Here is a 15,270-nt window from a genome sequence, read left to right on the forward strand (position 1 = left end):
AGGGTGGGTTAGGCGCGGCCGTAATTTTTCGGAAAAACCCACAACTTTTCATCCGCGCCGTAACCCACCATTTCCTTCCCAACCGATTACCGTGTTATCAGAGGACACGGAGAAATTATGGGTCTTCATCAACATCTGTTCGAGAAATGGAGTTTTTCCAATATCGTGAACTTTGCCGATCGCATTTTCGAGAAGTTGACGATTTTTTGACGATACCGAGGACAGACTACCTGTCAAAACATCAAAGGCTTCTTTTCGGGCAACTGTCTCGATCTCTTTTTGATCAATTTTACTCTCATTCTTGAGATTGATCAAGTTGATCAAATCTTCTCGGATAATTTTTCCGAATTTATTTTTAAATTCTCTCTTTTGTCGCAAAACCTTGTCAAATAGATGGGTTTTGATGGCAATTTTTTCGATAATATCGGCATTGTAGAAAGGGACTCCCAGGACGTTGGATTGATGGCCGACAACCAAGATAACCCGAGCCTCATCTTTGCCGACTCTCGACAATTCCCTGAGAGTGCCTGCCATATCCAAACAGTATTGAATGACCGTGTAAAATCGGTTGCTTCTTGATTCAATTTATTTCTAATCTTTTTTAACTTCGGTTCCCAATCTTGAACCGGTTCGTCGATATCAAAAATTCTAAAGGGAAATTCACGGTCGATCGCACTTCTGATGGTTTTGACCAATTCCATTTTGTGAGGATCGTTCATCAACTCGTAGGTTTTGCTGAGAATCCACGCCGCCGGATTGATTTCAAAACCGTAGGCTTCAAATCCGCGACGACCGGCTTCTAACAAGACGGTTCCGCTGCCGACGAACGGATCGAGAATGACCGAGTTGGGCAAACAATATGCGTCCAATAGCGTTTCGATCAGTTGGGGCGAAAATTGACCCCGCCAAGCGAATAAGTTCGACCGATTCTTTTCGAGAATATCGAGTTTTTCTTTGGGAATGGGTTTGTCAAACGCTTTCAATTGCCGAACTTCCTTTATATATAGATAGATTTCAAAACCGCCGCACCAGGGAACTGCGGGGCAACACCCGCTGCACTTCCTCCACCGTCGTTACTCCCGATGTCACCTTCTCGACGGCGGCGACTCGGAAGGACAAAAAACCCGTCTCGTGTAGATAGCGATATAATTCCGCCAGGGTCCCCTCGTAGATGATTTGGCGGATGCGATCGTCCGTCGCCAGCAGTTCCACGATCGCTTCCCTTCCCGCAAATCCCGAATAAAAACAATTGGAACAGCCGCGACCTTTTCGCCAGTTTTCTGCCCTCGCATTTTCTAGTGTCAATCCCAACACTTCCAAATCGCGATCGCACGGTTGATAAGGCGCCCCGCAGTGGGGGCAAATGTGCCGCACCAACCGCTGTCCCACAATTCCCAACAGCGCATCGGCGATCAAACCCGGGTCTGGTCCGATATCTTTTAAACGGGGAATGGCACCGATCGCGTCGTTCGTGTGCAGCGTCGTCAACACCAAATGCCCCGTCAGCGCCGCCCTCACCGCCGTATCCGCCGTTTCGCGATCGCGGATTTCCCCCACCATAATAATGTCCGGATCTTGGCGCAAAATTGCCCGCAAACCCGCCGCAAACGTCATCCCGGCCCGTTCGTGAACCTGGGTTTGAGTGATTCCCGGCAACACATATTCCACCGGATCTTCCACCGTCACCACATTCACCTGGTCCGTCGCCACCTCCAGCAGGCTATTGTAAAGCGTACTGGTTTTCCCCGAACCCGTCGGGCCGGTGAAAATAATCATCCCCTGCGGCTGGACCAACCATCCCTTGTAAATATCCAGGGTTTTGGGCGAAAATCCCAGATCCCCCAACCCCGAAAACGGGTTCTCCTGGGGCAACAGTCGGATCACCACCTTTTCACCCCCCACGCAGGGCAACGTGCTTACCCGCATATCCAACCCGATCTCCAAATCCTTCCCGGCGGCGTAATTCTCCCCGATGCGGCCATCCTGGGGGCGGCGACTTTCGGCGATATCCATATTCGACATCACCTTTATCGCCACCACCACCCGGCGCCCGATGTCGGGGTCGATACTTGTGATATTCCGCAGCATCCCGTCGATGCGGTAACGCACCCGCAAGCCGTCCAGCATCGGTTCCAAATGGATGTCGCTGGCGCGGTTTCGCAGGGCCCCGGAAATCAGGGTTTTGATCCGCCCCAGTTGGTCCGCGGCTTTGGACAGGTACAATTCCGTGGTGCGGCTGACGTCCTCCTGTTCGACTTCCCCGGTGAGGGGATTGACGAGGGGGGTGGCGCTGATCTGGTTGGGGTCGGCGTTTTGGGTGTGATACCAGGCGCGGTAGCTGTTATCGTCGATCGCGATAATTTTAATATCCGAAAAGGTGCGCTCGCTCATCTGGCGGATGATTTCCATCTCCACCGAAACCGGCGACCCCAGATAGTAACAATTTCGCCACAGCAGCAGGGGAATCACCGGAGGGAGGAGGCTGCGATCGGGAAATTCCCGGAAAAAGCGAAAACTGACGTCGCGATCGAGCAATTTCAGGTTGACGATGCCATCGGAGTCCACCAACAACTCCAAAGCGCGATCGCAGCCAATGGCGCCACTGCGTAACTGTTGCCAAGCCGACGAGACGGACGGGGTTGCTGTCATTGAACGCTGGGGGGTGAGAACCTTTCTTATTCTAGGGGGTGGGGAGAATAAGGGTGTAGGGTGTAGGGTGTAGGGTGTAGGGAGAATTGATAATTGATAATTTATTGCCCTCCTCCGCTTCCTCCGCCCCCTCCGCTTCCTCCGTCCCCTCCGCCCCCCTGCCTCCTCCGCCGCTTGCTAGTCAGAACCGCCAAACACCTCCATAATGTTCTATGGGCTGTTCGGACTTCCGGTTTCACCGGTCCCGAACCGTTGACCTGCGATTGCTTATCCGTTCCAATCATGAAGCTGCGATCATTTTTCATTCTTCTCGGCGTCGGTAGTGCCGCCCTGCTGCTGGTGGGGCTCGGTTTCTTCTTCACGCTGTTGGGCGAAAGTCCCGTGTCCCTGCTGGGGGCCCAGGCCAAAACCGTCCCGGCGGCGACCGTATTCGTGCCGAAAAATGCCCCTTTCACCGCCTCCCTGCTGGTGAATCCCGATCGCCTGGAAGCCTTCAGACAGGTGTCGGCGAAACCCTCGGAACGGAGGCGATCGCACGCCGAATTCAAGCAATTTCGGGATGTCCTGGTCGGAAATACGGAGTTGAACTACCGCCGGGACATCAAACCCTGGCTGGGACGGGAAATCACCCTGTCCCTGATGGCCCCGGACATCGATCGCGACGCCAGCAACAGCCGCCAACCGGGATATCTCCTCGCCCTCACCTCGGAAAATCCCCGCCAGAGTCGGGAATTCCTGGATTTATTTTGGCAGCGGCAGGCGGTGTCCGGTGTCTCGGTGGTGTCGGAACCTTACCGGGGGGTGACGATTACCTACCGCCAATCCGAGTCCCCGGAATTGACGGATCTCGCCCCCACCCTGGCGACGGCGGTATTGGGCGATCGCTTCGTCCTGTTCGCCAACTATCCGAAGGTGTTGCGGGAGGCGATCAATAATTTCCAGGTATCGACATTAAATTTAGCGAACTCACAAGCCTATAAACGGGCGATCGCGGCTTTGGACTCCAGCCAGATCGGACTGGTATATTTGAACTTGGGAAATTGGCGCCTCACCCCCGACGAAATCGACGCCCTCCCCATCCAACCCAGTTTGGCTTTGGGACTCGCCCTCCACCCCCAAGGGTTGCTGGCGGACACGGCAACCATCGCCACCGCCGGACGGGAAGTCCAACCGCCGCTGCTGTCCGCACCGATTCCCGCTTTGGACTATATCACCGCCGAGAGTCCCCTCGTCATCGCGGGGACGGACCTGCGGAATTTGTGGGACGAAACCTCGACGACGCTATCGGGTAATGAGACGCTGCGGGGGGTATTGACGCGATCGCTCGATTTGCTGCAAAAAAGCTGGGGGGTCGATCTTCCCAATGATATTTTCAGTTGGGTGACGGAGGAATACGCCCTCGCCCTCGTCCCCCGCCCCGTTGCCGTCCCGTCCGGGAAGGACAAACCCACGGATTGGGTGTTCGTGGCGAAGCGGACGCCGGAGGCGGAAACCGCGATTCAACAATTGGATGCGATCGCCGCCGATCGCGGCTACAGTGTCGGCAGTTTCGTCCTGAATGATGACACGCTCTCGGCCTGGACGCAACTGAAAAGCATCCCAATTCCGAATCAGAATAGTAAGAATCAAAAAATCGCCAAAAAGCGGATGATCGAGGCGGAACCCCGGGGCGTTCATGCCACCGTGGGCGATTACGAGATTTTTGCCACTTCCGTCGAGGCGATCGACTCGGCGATCCACGCCGTCGAAACCGGGACGATTTTTAGCAATCCCGAATTTCAAAATAGTCTCGAATCTTTACCCCGGGAAAACGACGGCTATTTTTACATCGATTGGGATGTCAGCGAACCGATTATTCGCAAAAAAATCCCCCTGCTGCGGCTGCTGGAACTGTCCGGGAAACCCTTTTTCGACCATTTGCGATCGCTCACCGTCACCGCCACCGGACGGGAAAATGGCGTGCAGCGGGCGAAGGTATTCGCCCACCTCAACTAGCGATTCATCTGCTATAAATTAAGTCCCCCTTGTTAAGGGGGATAATGGGGGATCGAACCCTATCGCAAAAAATCGTCAACCGCTATAAGTCCCCCTTGTTAAGGGGGATAATGGGGGATCGAACCCTATCGCAAAAAATCGTCAAAAATTGGCTTTTATCGAATTAATTAATCGTTCCCGTTCGTCGGAGTTGTAACCGACTACGATAAAAAAGACCATTTCCTTGTCCGGGATGCAGCGAATGGATGCGGTGTACTCCCCGCGATCGCCGAAAACACTTTGCTGTACGATGTCAAAATTATCGGAAAACCCCGTATCTCTCAGGGCAATTTCTGCCCTCTCCAAACAGGGTCTTTCCGCCAACAATGTTTCTTGCCATGACGTGATAATTGCGGGCGGAATTGCGTAGGCTGGATTGACGTAAAGCAATAACAATAACGGCGATAAAATGATAGCAAGTCGTTTGAACATGATCGGATCACTCACTAATTTCAGTGGTACGGCTTATCCGCGATCGCACCATCGAACTGATATTTATTATCAGATCTCTGACGGTCGTCCGGCGATCGCCTTTCATTCAATTCATACCCCCCGCCATCATCCCATCCCGGACAATTGACAATCCGAGGACGGAAACCGCCTCTCACCCGTCCGCCGATTCGAGGGGCCGACGCGAAAAGGATGGTCTACCGGGACGATCTGTTTTCTGCTAAAATCAACGCGATCGCCCGATTTAAAAGAGTTTCGCGATCGACCAAATCTTCCAATTCTCGCGGTTCATACCGTCCCTCCCGGACTTCCAAGGAGGCTTTGTTGATGGCTTTTTGATAAGCTGATTCTAAAACTTCGTAGAGTTCCGCTTCGGACAAATAAAATCCTTTCGATTTGGGTCGTTTATTTTCGTCCTGGATATCCAAAATGGAGTTGCGGATCGAAACGTCCCAAGAACGGGTCGTCCTCTGTTCGGCTTGTTGTTTGATCAAATGCAACAGCAAAATAACCGCATAACTGCGAATCGTCCTAATAATTTCTTTTCGACCCATTTCTTCCAATTCTTCGACAATAACCAGAGAATTCGGAATATCTCCTCTGAGCAATAATTGTTTGAGTTCCAGCAATTCTTCCATATTATCTATCCTCCCAAATTAACGCGATCGCCCGATTTAAAATAGTGTCGCGATCGGCTAAATCCTCCAATTCTCGCGGTTCATACCGTCCCTCTTCCACTTCCAAAGATGCCGCATCGATCGCATCTGGATAGGCACTCAGTAACACCTCCCACAACTCATCCCGGCGGAGATAATATCCCCCCGACTTGCGGCGTTTGTTGGTTCTCTCAATTTGCCGGATACAATTCCGAATCGACACATCCCAAGAGCGAGTCGTCCGATTTTCGACTGCTTGTTTGATTAAATGCAATAATAAAATAATGGCATAGCTGGTAATTTTATTGATTTTATCATCGCGGCTCATTTCTTCCAGTTCTTCAACAATAGCGAGGGAACCCGCAATGTCTCCTTTCAACAAAAGTCGTTTGAGTTCGAGCAGTTCTTCCATATTGATTGATTTTAAAAAAGTGTGCTCGCTACAACAATAAATCAATCGAGAGATTTGAGTTGATTCAAAGTTAGAATATCGAACGTCAAATACTTACAATGGCAAAGCTTGCAGGCGAAAATCAACCTGCAAGCCATTGAAAAAACCGCATAACAGCATTTATTTGGCTATCATTTGGCGTGCTTTTCTCAACAATTCATCTGTTTGTTGATTGATTTGCTTTTCTTTTTCAAATAATTCCTCATTGCGTTTGTACAAAAAATCCAATCTTTGCTCAGGTGTTAATTTTTTGAGAAAATCAACCTCAATGACATTATATTTTTCATGCAACCAATCCAATACTCTTTCTAATTTTTCCCGGCTTGTATCTTTAACTCGAGGATTGTTCAATTTCTTTTGTATGGAATTTTTAACATCAGAAATAGAATAGATATTGTATGAACCTTCCTTTTCTGAAGGCAATCCCCTGACAGTCTCTTTGACCAAGTAATCTGTCAATCCCAAAGACCTTAAATGCAACTTAGTGATCTTTTTGTTTTCAGTATTCATGACGTTTTCACTCTGTTTTTTTTATTGATTGATTTTTTTGCCGACATCTTTGAGCAGTTCTGCAATACGGTTGGCTTGTTCACTAATTGTTTGTCTCAAATTGGGAATCAGTTCATTTTGATAGAAATTTTTCTGATCAGTTAGATCGTTAACCAAAGATTCGATTGTTGATTTTTGCTGCTTGTCAACCCTTTTCATCGCTCCAATTTGATAATTACGCTTCTTCAATTCTGGACCCGCATAATGAAGGCAGCAAGCCATTACATCCTCTTCTGTTTCGACATCTCCATAATCTTCTACAGCCCTTTTGACATCAGCTTGACTCCAGCCAATTCGTTGGGAAACTTGTTTGATTAATTCTTGTTTACTTGTCATAACTAAATCCTCTAGTGCCTCAATCAAAATCAACAATTTTAGTTCCAATTTTACGATTGCAGTTGGGGTGTAGCAATTTGAAGTTTTCGGGCTTGTTAGCTTCTTTACCACCCTCCTTCAAGGAAAGTATATGATGGACTTCAGAATCAGCTAATCTGAGCGACTCACCACAATAAGCACACTTCCCATCTTGATACTCAAATTGCTTGTTTTTCCAAGCCTTTCCTTCAGAAGATTTGAGCCATTTATTAAATTCTTTCCTCGGATCTATCATGGCTTTTGCTTTAGCCAGAAGCTTTTCAGTTTCATGACGCATTTTTTCTTCTTTTTCAAGAAGAACATACATTTCGCTATACAGTCGGTTGAGCTTGTCTGATGAACTTTCGGTCATGCTGACTGCCTCATCTGTCTTAAAAGGCTTAACAGAGGCACATCTAATAGTTGGGAAGCGAATGAAATTACTGCATCTCAAGAAAACCCCCAATTGATCCGGGCGAGAGGGCTTGAGATTGAGGTGCATCACCCCAAATCCTTGAAAAACTATTTGCGCCTTACATGATTTAATCCTATCATGGAGAATTGGCATCGTCAACGGCTGGCCTGGGAAAGTATTCAAGCTGATGCTTGATAGCGATATCGCCTATCAGAATGACATTTCTAAAAGTGATAACAATTGTTATATAGTCCGTTAACCGATGATTGATCGTTGCCAATTCTCCTCTGGAGGAAACCGAGAAGGGAGAACTTGTCGCCGACAATCAAAAGCAGCCGCACGGCAACAGAGAAAAATTCTTCGCCAAAATCGAGAGAATTGGTATAATGGGGGGCGATCGACTTCAATACTCGGATCGGTTCGCCGCTCCGGTACTTTAGCAAGTCACACATCCCATAGAGTTGAGCCATGACTGCCTCGCCTACCACGGCTCCAAGTCGTTCCAGCCAAACCGTCCGCAAGCCTTATCCCAACTATAAGGTGATCGTCCTCAACGACGATTTTAATACCTTTGAGCACGTCGCCAACTGCCTGATGAAGTACATTCCGGGGATGACGAGCGATCGCGCCTGGAAACTCACCAACCGAGTCCACTACGAAGGTCAGGCGACGGTTTGGGTCGGCCCCCAGGAACAGGCGGAACTGTACCACACCCAACTCAGCCGCGAAGGCTTGACAATGGCACCCCTCGAACAAGCCTAGCGATCGCCTTCCACCTCGGACTGCATCGCCGATCGCATCAACCCCGGCCAAATTAACAGAAAAAACCCCATCCACGTCAAAACGGGAACGGCGACGGTCGCCGAGAGCCAAATGCGGTGAAACAGCAGCCAACTCCCCCCCATCAAGCTGACTCCCGTCAGCAAAATCGACCAAGGCTGACACCACCAAGGTTTGTAATCCCAGGGATTGTAAGTCGGGGACGGCTTCGGATTCTCGTTCATTATTTATCCCCCCGAATTTGCTTCACCAAATGCACCAACTCCGGCAAAATCAACTTTTCCATCGCCAGTTTAACAGCTCCCCGGGAACCCGGAACGGAAAAAATTAGAGTCCCCCGACACACCCCCGCCACCGCACGGGAAGCGATCGCGCGGGAACCGATTTCAGAGTAACTCAAAAACCGGAACAGTTCCCCAAATCCCGGCAACGTTTTTTCCAGCAACCCCTCGATCGCATCATAGGTGGTATCTCGCGGCGCAATTCCCGTCCCCCCGTTGGCGATCGCGACATCAATTCCACCGTCCCCGCACAATTTCTCCATCGCCGCGCAGATCCGATCCGGTTCATCTTTGAGAATCAAATACTCCCGAATGTCGTGGCCGCTTTCGCTCAACATCCGCCGAATCAACTGACCGCTGGTATCCGTTTCTTCCGTGCGCGTGTCGCTGAGAGTCACCACCGCACACTGCACGGCAAAATCGGCGCGATCGGAGTGAGGAATCAATTGACTCATTATCTATCAACTTATTAATTATCAATTGTTTACGCCAACTCCATCACCACATCCAGCGAATGGTTCAAGGCCTGGTAAACTTGGCGCTGTTCAAAGACGCTCAAAAGCTCCGCGTTGAGCTTATTTCCGGCGGCTTCTTGGCGGAGAATTTTCAGCGCCGTCACGGTGGGGAAGCCGTGTTTGTAGGGCCGATCGCCGGCCGTGAGCGCGTCGTAAATATCCGCGATCGCCATCATCTGCGCCTGGATCGAAATTTCCTCTTTTTTCAACCCCTGCGGATAACCCGTCCCGTCCAATTTTTCGTGATGTCCGTAGCTGATATCGGGGACGTTTTGCAGCGCTTTCGTCCAGGGAATTTGCTTCAAAAATTCGTAGGTGTGGGTGACGTGGGATTCGATGATCCGCCGTTCCTCCGCCGTCAAATTTCCCTGACTCACCAGCAGTTGTTCGACCTCCTGCGGTGTCACCAGCGGCTTAATTTTTCCGTCCACATCCCGATAGGTCATCTCCGAAAGTTGCCGGAGTTTGTCCAGGGGAGGCATCGCCAAAACCTGCGGTTCGTTCGCTTGTTGGATCAGATTCCAAGACTCATTCAACCGTGCGATCGCCCGATCCAAATTGGTGTCGAGTTCTTCGAGGCGCTGGCAGTGGGGACATTCAGCCGGATTTTGTAGGTGAAGGTTGCCGTTGTCGAGGAGGAGTTGATATTTCGTCTCCACGCATTCCATCTCCAAACTTCGGCGCGCGATCGCGAACCGCTGGCGGACGATTTCCAACTCCCGGGGATAGAGTTTTTTGGACTTCGTTAAAATCGCTTCCGGGACTCCGACTTTGCCGAAATCGTGCAGCAGTGCGGCGTAGCGCAATTCTTGCAGTTGGCGATCGCTAAATTCGACCGAAGCGAGGCTTCCCTGGGTAATCGTATTAATTTCTTCCCCCAGCCGCACCGTCAGCGTCGCCACCCGTTCCGAATGTCCGAACGTGCAGGGATCTCGCGCTTCGATCACCTGCACGGACGCTTTGACAAACCCTTCAAACAGGAACTCGATACTCTCCTGTAATTGGCTGCGTTCGATGGAGATGGCGGCTTGGGAAGCGAGCGATCGCAAAATCCGTTCCTCCCAACTCGAATAGGGTTGGGTTTCCGCCATCGCATTGTCCGGCGTCAGAACCCGGTCCGGATGCTTTTTGCGGTTGATCAGTTGCAGCACCCCGATGGTTTCCCTCTCCCGATTTTGCATGGGGAGCACGAGGACGGAACGGGTCCGGTAACTGATATTATCGTCGAAGCTGCGATCGAGGCGGTAGGGTTCGGTTTGTGGTAAATTATACGCATCCTCAATATTGAGGTTTTTCCCAGTCAGCGCCACATATCCCGCCAGACTCTTATCCGTCAGCGGAATGGCAAACTCGCGGAACGACAAATTCGGCAGGGACGCATTCTGAGCCACCTTGAACAGCAACTTGGAGTGGTTGTCGCTGTGATCGACGAGATAGACGCTTCCCGCGTCGCTACAGGTGATTTCCCGGCTCTTGCTGAGGATGAGATTTAACAGTTTGGCGAGATCCCGAGTGCCCGACAGTGCCGCCCCGATATCCAGCAATTTTTCGATCAGCTCCGCCTGTTCGGCTAATTCCTGTGACACCCTGAGATTCTCAAAAATCATAATTCGACATCAGAACGCAGAACCAGTTGACCGCCGCCAGCTTGTTTGGAATTTTAACTCATTTGGGAACGGTCTTGCCAGAATCGCGTCAGATGCCAATTTCCGGGGGAATTGGTCATCAACCCGCAGTCATCTGAGAGAATCTCAAATTCGGGTCCAAGGCTTGCACCCCTACAATCTCAAATTTCCGACACCTCACCCGTCCGCCTCTCACCGACAGAAGGTTTCCGAGGCGGAAAGGTGATTTAACTCAAGCTGGAAATTTCCTTAGCCATCGCAAAATCTTTTTCCGTCAATCCCCCGGAATCGTGGGTGGTGAGGGTAATCGTCACCTTATTGTAAGAAATCGCCAGGTCGGGGTGGTGTGCCGCCGACTCTGCGGGTTCAACCAGTTTGTTGACGAAATCCACCGCCTCGACAAAGCCGCCGAAGGTTTTCACGCACTTGAGCTCCTTGCCTTCCACGGACCAGTCCGGAACCTGGGTGGCCATTTCCTGGATTTTGGCGTCGCTGAGTAATTCGGCCATCTTGAAAAAAGTCTCCAAATGCTACAGTTGCGGTCTGGGTTCTCCCCAAAAAACTATCCGCCCTCACCCGGAATGATGCGTTCGGCGATCGCCTCGGCATGAATGGGGTAAGAGCGGTCTAGCGGGTCTCCGATGTTGGAACCTGACTGCCGGAAGGATCTCTCCAATCCAGCCAGACCATATTAATATGGGCGTTTCGACTCCCGAATCGGGAATCTAGGCCAGATTTAGAGGCCAGCCCCGGCGCACAGCCGGCGTTCTCCAACTCGGTGACCCATGCGTTTACTACTATCGCTCATGGGCATCACCTCCTTTCTCCCTCAACGGTTTTGGTTTTGGAGTTAACGAAAACTAGAATAACACAAAATTTCAGATGTGCAATCCCCGGCGATCGCTTTTTTTTGTCCCGGGGGACGGTCGGCCGGCACAAAGGCAGGCGGTGTACAGCATCACGGTGAAGCGTTCACTTTGCACTCATGTCCAAGACGTTGACCGTCGAACTCTCGGATCACCTTTACGACCGACTGAACCTCTACCTCCAAACCCGCGGCTACTCCCGAGAGGAATGGGTCCGGGAAGCGATCGAAGGCTGGGTAGCCGTTTTAAATCGGCAGCGGCGATCGCACCCTCGAATCGATCACTCATCCGACATCGCCCCCCAATGCCCCTGTGGAGGGTTGATAATGCCGAAAATTCAAGCCGTCGATGCCGAAGGAAACCCCGTCCTGTGGCACGACGATCAGCCGGTCGAATATTACCTCGTCAATTTCGACAAGGAGGGCGTCGAAGAAGACCCCGATTCGGGAAGCCGGGAATTGGTGCAGGCGCTGGCATCGGAACGGCCCACCGATGTCTTCATCTTCTGCCACGGTTGGAAGACCGACATCGAACGCGCCCAGGTTCAGTACGGCAAGTGGCTCAAGGCGATCGCGGGTCGGATGGAGGCGGACTGGTCTCAACTGGATGCCGCACGCGACGGACAGTTTCGACCCCTGTTCGTCGGGTTGGTGTGGCCCAGCCTGGTCGGGGGCGATTACGATTGGGAAGGGGAATTGTCCGACACTTCTCGTTCCCCCGCCGTTGGGTCGGACGGTTCCGCCGATTCCGACGAACAGCAAGCGATCGAAAAGATTATTTGGCAGGCGAATCGTTATTCCGAACAGTTAAACAATGTTTCCAGGTTAAAGTCAGAATTCCCGAAAAGTTTGCCCCAAGAAATGCGAAAACTTGATCGGGAACTCAACTTACTGTACGGGTTGAAATACGAAGGAGTTGGCGCAAAACCGGGCGACGATCGCGAAGGTTTTGATTACAAAACCAGTTATATCAACAGACGCAAACAATTGATAAAAGACGGTCGGACGGACGAGGATTCGGTCCGGGACGCGCTGCTCGAACCGCTTCGGGTGCTTTCTTTTTGGAAGATGAAAAAACGGGCGTGTAGGGTCGGCGAAAGCGGCGGTTTCCAACTGCTTCAACAGCTACAGCAGGCCGCACCGCCGGCGCGGTTCCACCTCATGGGGCACAGCTTCGGGTGCATCGTCGTCTCCGCCATGCTGACCGGTCACAATGGGGGCGGTCACTTGTCGCGCCCCGTCGATTCGCTGGTATTGTTGCAGGGGGCGCTGTCCTGCTATTCCTACTGTGGGGAAATCGCCTTTACTCGGCCGAAAATGCCCGGGTACTTTTATCCGATCGTCAAAGATTCTCGTGAGGGCGGACAACGGTTGAGATTCGTTGGCCGGCCGATCCCAACTTACCTGTGAGTCCAAACCACCTCGATCGCCCCCGAGAACCGGCGGACTTGGAATCCGACTGATATCAAGTCCGTTTGAATACTGACACTTAACGTCGAGAAAAGGCAATCGGCAACAGGCAAGCGGCAAAAGTTTGAAGCCGCTTCAGAAGATGGCACCCAGGAATCATAACTGTTTGAGCGGACATGATCTGAGGCGATCGGGGCGCTTCGCGGATCGCAGGTCGATCGCAATTGCACTCGATGGCGATCGCGCGTTCACCTTTTGACGTCGGTCCGGCGGATGCCGTCCGGGGAATGGGGAAGCCCACCCCCCCGCCGTTGTTCTGGGGGAAAGTGATGGGGGATAATGGAAACGACCGAGAGCCGATTTGATGACGGGGACCGTATTTCGTCCACCCCCACCTCCGGTGCACAGAGAAGTGCGATCGCCAGCACGGGGAAATGGGGCCGGTTCGGGAGTTCCGGTTGCCCGGGCCGGGGTACAAAACCCGCGTCGCGATCGCGGCGGGAGGAGTGATCCGGTATCCCGAATCCCCATCCATTCAACCGCCGAGTTGGGTTGGGTATCGACCGATGAAAACTGTACGTCGCAACTCCGGAATTCGCCTCCCCGTCGCTGGCGCGATCGCGGGTCTGGCGCTGCTCTCGAACATTCCGGGGTTGACCGGGGAGGGCATCGATTTTCCCGGAACGGCGGCGATCGCCTCGGCGGCGCAAGGACGGCAAGCGGAAGCCGACCGCCTGTTCGAGCGGGGGAAGGGGCGGTATCAAAACGGCGAGTTCCGGGAGGTGATCGCGTCCTTTGAAGCGGCTGTGGAAATCTACCGGGAACTGGGCGACCGCCCCGGAGAAGCCAGGTGCCTCAACAACCTGGGTTGGGTTGATCGGCGCTTGGCGCAATATCAGACGGCGATCGCATATGATCGGCAATCTCTGGCCGTCGCCCGAGAAGTCGGCGTCCGCGAAATCGAAGCCATCATCGTCACCGTCCCCGATTCCCCGCCCCTGCGCCGCACCGTCGATGTCCCCCGCCAAGATCTCAACGAGGCGATCGTCGAATTTCGGCAGGCTTTGCAGAGTCCGACCCGCCCCCTCAGCCCGGTGAGAGTCCCCGCCCAAAAACTCTATCGAAGAACTCGACACCCGACCCCAACCGGAGCCGAGGGTATTGGCGGGCGCGATCGCCGATCGCTCTGTGATCCGACCGGCCCGCATCGGCGATCGCGACGTGGAATTCGCGGGAGTGCCCTTCGCCGGAGTCGAAGTCGCTCGGCTCAAAACTACTCTCCCCGACACCGTGGCTTATTGCGCTGCGACAAGGGTACGCCAGAGCTGATTGCTATAAAAACACCTGCCATGAAACGGAAAAAGTTACTGTATTGGGCCGCGGCGCTCTCGATCGTCTCGCTGTTGTCGGCGGCGATTGCCCTCGACACTCGGGCGCGGTTTGAATCCGAAGCCTACTTGCGGTCAAAATCGGAACCCGACTTTTTGGAAACCGTCGAACTCGAATCGGCGGTGGGGATGGACTACACCGAACTGCGCGACCTGCTCGCGGCGCGACGGTGGGAGGAAGCGGACGCGGAGACGCGGCGCGTCATCTCGGCGATCGGAAATCGGGAGGAAAGCTTCGCCGTCGGGCTGATCGCCGGACTGTTCGGCGCCTACAACTTCCCCTGCGAAGACCTCCGCACCATAGACCGGCTGTGGCTGAAGTACAGCGATCGCCGGTTCGGTTTTTCCGTGCAACTCGACGTTTATCGCGGGCTGGGGGGGACGGACGAGTACGACCGAGAAATCTGGACACAATTTCTGGAGGAAGTGGGGTGGAAACGCTTTGAAGGGAAAAATTCCGGCCGGGACAATTCGCCCATCCACGACGAGCCGCAATTCGACATCGGCGCACCGAAAGCACACCTGCCGTTCGTCCCCGACCCCTCGGCCAATTCGTTGATGCTGGGGGGGACGGCAAACGTGAATTACTTGCTCCGCATCTGGTGGCGCGATGCCATCCAATGGCACGAAAAGCGGGTGGGCTGGCAAGATTACTGGGGCGGCATCCCCCACGAAAAGCACTGCAAAATCTGACGAGCCGGCTCTCCGATTGACGGGAATTTGACACAAGTTGATTGCCCAAAGCTGATAGCTTACTGCTATCAAAAGCGCAACCGGTCGGGGATGTAGCGATCGCCAAAAAATAGAATGAAACGGCAAGACCATCGGTGATTCGCCAGAATTGGGCG

19 protein-coding genes and 1 pseudogene are annotated in these 15,270 nt (G+C 52.7%); 5 read left to right on the top strand and 15 right to left on the bottom strand.

Features of this window, described 5'->3' with window-relative positions; genetic code table 11:
• Positions 1-48: 48 nt before the first annotated feature.
• From AC0QHF_RS25735 to AC0QHF_RS25750, 4 genes and pseudogenes are all read right to left on the bottom strand, one after another.
• Positions 49-324 (bottom strand): hypothetical protein, encoded by a 276-nt coding sequence (locus AC0QHF_RS25735; RefSeq protein ID WP_324707129.1) that lies wholly within the window; start codon positions 322-324, stop codon positions 49-51.
• Positions 321-806, bottom strand: a complete 486-nt coding sequence (locus tag AC0QHF_RS25740) for a hypothetical protein (protein ID WP_324707160.1) — start codon at positions 804-806, stop codon at positions 321-323. The genes AC0QHF_RS25735 and AC0QHF_RS25740 overlap by 4 nt, the downstream gene beginning before the upstream one ends.
• A gap of 3 nt (positions 807-809) precedes the next feature.
• Positions 810-983 (bottom strand): annotated as a pseudogene (locus AC0QHF_RS25745) (DNA methyltransferase); the annotation flags it as partial.
• Between the two features lie 31 nt (positions 984-1,014).
• On the bottom strand, positions 1,015-2,649 hold the full coding sequence (locus AC0QHF_RS25750; protein WP_324707130.1) for a GspE/PulE family protein: 1,635 nt from the start codon (positions 2,647-2,649) through the stop codon (positions 1,015-1,017).
• A 282-nt stretch (positions 2,650-2,931) separates the two neighbouring features.
• Here AC0QHF_RS25750 and AC0QHF_RS25755 point away from each other — a divergent pair, with 282 nt between their 5' ends.
• Positions 2,932-4,644 (top strand): DUF3352 domain-containing protein, encoded by a 1,713-nt coding sequence (locus AC0QHF_RS25755; RefSeq protein ID WP_324707131.1) that lies wholly within the window; start codon positions 2,932-2,934, stop codon positions 4,642-4,644.
• 141 nt (positions 4,645-4,785) lie between these two features.
• On the opposite strand, the gene AC0QHF_RS25760 is transcribed toward AC0QHF_RS25755, so the two are convergent.
• The 7 genes from AC0QHF_RS25760 to AC0QHF_RS25790 all read right to left on the bottom strand — a co-directional run bounded on the left by AC0QHF_RS25760 (position 4,786) and on the right by AC0QHF_RS25790 (position 8,028).
• The gene (locus AC0QHF_RS25760; RefSeq protein ID WP_324707132.1) at positions 4,786-5,115 is read right to left on the bottom strand and encodes a hypothetical protein; all 330 of its coding nucleotides are present in this window, start codon (positions 5,113-5,115) and stop codon (positions 4,786-4,788) included.
• Positions 5,116-5,330: 215 nt separating this feature from the next.
• Positions 5,331-5,771: a DUF29 family protein gene (locus AC0QHF_RS25765; protein ID WP_324707133.1), complete on the bottom strand. Its 441-nt coding sequence runs from the start codon at positions 5,769-5,771 to the stop codon at positions 5,331-5,333.
• 1 nt (position 5,772) lies between these two features.
• Positions 5,773-6,201: a DUF29 family protein gene (locus AC0QHF_RS25770; protein ID WP_324707134.1), complete on the bottom strand. Its 429-nt coding sequence runs from the start codon at positions 6,199-6,201 to the stop codon at positions 5,773-5,775.
• Positions 6,202-6,360: 159 nt separating this feature from the next.
• Positions 6,361-6,750 (bottom strand): hypothetical protein, encoded by a 390-nt coding sequence (locus tag AC0QHF_RS25775; RefSeq protein ID WP_324707135.1) that lies wholly within the window; start codon positions 6,748-6,750, stop codon positions 6,361-6,363.
• A 21-nt stretch (positions 6,751-6,771) separates the two neighbouring features.
• Entirely contained in the window at positions 6,772-7,125 is a 354-nt protein-coding gene (locus tag AC0QHF_RS25780; protein WP_324707136.1) for a hypothetical protein, read from the bottom strand.
• Positions 7,126-7,144: 19 nt separating this feature from the next.
• Positions 7,145-7,711 carry an HNH endonuclease gene (locus AC0QHF_RS25785; RefSeq protein ID WP_324707137.1) on the bottom strand — a complete coding sequence of 189 codons (567 nt, stop codon included), beginning with the start codon at positions 7,709-7,711 and terminating at the stop codon, positions 7,145-7,147.
• 71 nt (positions 7,712-7,782) lie between these two features.
• Entirely contained in the window at positions 7,783-8,028 is a 246-nt protein-coding gene (locus AC0QHF_RS25790; protein WP_324707138.1) for a hypothetical protein, read from the bottom strand.
• On the opposite strand from AC0QHF_RS25790, the gene clpS reads away from it, so the two are divergent.
• Positions 8,027-8,320 carry an ATP-dependent Clp protease adapter ClpS gene (clpS, locus tag AC0QHF_RS25795; protein ID WP_324707139.1) on the top strand — a complete coding sequence of 98 codons (294 nt, stop codon included), beginning with the start codon at positions 8,027-8,029 and terminating at the stop codon, positions 8,318-8,320. The genes AC0QHF_RS25790 and clpS overlap by 2 nt on opposite strands.
• On the opposite strand, the gene AC0QHF_RS25800 is transcribed toward clpS, so the two are convergent.
• The 4 genes from AC0QHF_RS25800 to AC0QHF_RS25815 all read right to left on the bottom strand — a co-directional run bounded on the left by AC0QHF_RS25800 (position 8,317) and on the right by AC0QHF_RS25815 (position 11,268).
• Entirely contained in the window at positions 8,317-8,562 is a 246-nt protein-coding gene (locus AC0QHF_RS25800; protein WP_324707140.1) for a DUF6737 family protein, read from the bottom strand. The genes clpS and AC0QHF_RS25800 overlap by 4 nt on opposite strands.
• Positions 8,562-9,074 (bottom strand): MogA/MoaB family molybdenum cofactor biosynthesis protein, encoded by a 513-nt coding sequence (locus AC0QHF_RS25805; RefSeq protein WP_324707141.1) that lies wholly within the window; start codon positions 9,072-9,074, stop codon positions 8,562-8,564. Before AC0QHF_RS25805 ends, AC0QHF_RS25800 begins: the two co-directional genes overlap by 1 nt.
• Positions 9,075-9,103: 29 nt before the next feature.
• Complete coding sequence (locus AC0QHF_RS25810) at positions 9,104-10,741, bottom strand: HD domain-containing phosphohydrolase (RefSeq protein WP_324707142.1); 1,638 nt, start codon at positions 10,739-10,741, stop codon at positions 9,104-9,106.
• 245 nt (positions 10,742-10,986) lie between these two features.
• The gene (locus AC0QHF_RS25815) at positions 10,987-11,268 is read right to left on the bottom strand and encodes a 4a-hydroxytetrahydrobiopterin dehydratase (protein ID WP_324707143.1); all 282 of its coding nucleotides are present in this window, start codon (positions 11,266-11,268) and stop codon (positions 10,987-10,989) included.
• 476 nt (positions 11,269-11,744) lie between these two features.
• Between AC0QHF_RS25815 and AC0QHF_RS25820 the strand changes: the two genes are divergently transcribed.
• From AC0QHF_RS25820 to AC0QHF_RS25830, 3 genes are all read left to right on the top strand, one after another.
• Positions 11,745-13,034: a hypothetical protein gene (locus AC0QHF_RS25820; protein WP_324707144.1), complete on the top strand. Its 1,290-nt coding sequence runs from the start codon at positions 11,745-11,747 to the stop codon at positions 13,032-13,034.
• Positions 13,035-13,373: 339 nt separating this feature from the next.
• The gene (locus AC0QHF_RS25825) at positions 13,374-13,544 is read left to right on the top strand and encodes a hypothetical protein (RefSeq protein ID WP_324707145.1); all 171 of its coding nucleotides are present in this window, start codon (positions 13,374-13,376) and stop codon (positions 13,542-13,544) included.
• Positions 13,545-13,600: 56 nt separating this feature from the next.
• A complete protein-coding gene (locus AC0QHF_RS25830) occupies positions 13,601-15,115 on the top strand; it encodes a GUN4 domain-containing protein (RefSeq protein ID WP_324707146.1) in 1,515 nt (504 codons plus the stop codon).
• Positions 15,116-15,270 lie beyond the last annotated feature (155 nt).

This window comes from Lyngbya sp. CCY1209 (assembly GCF_055795065.1).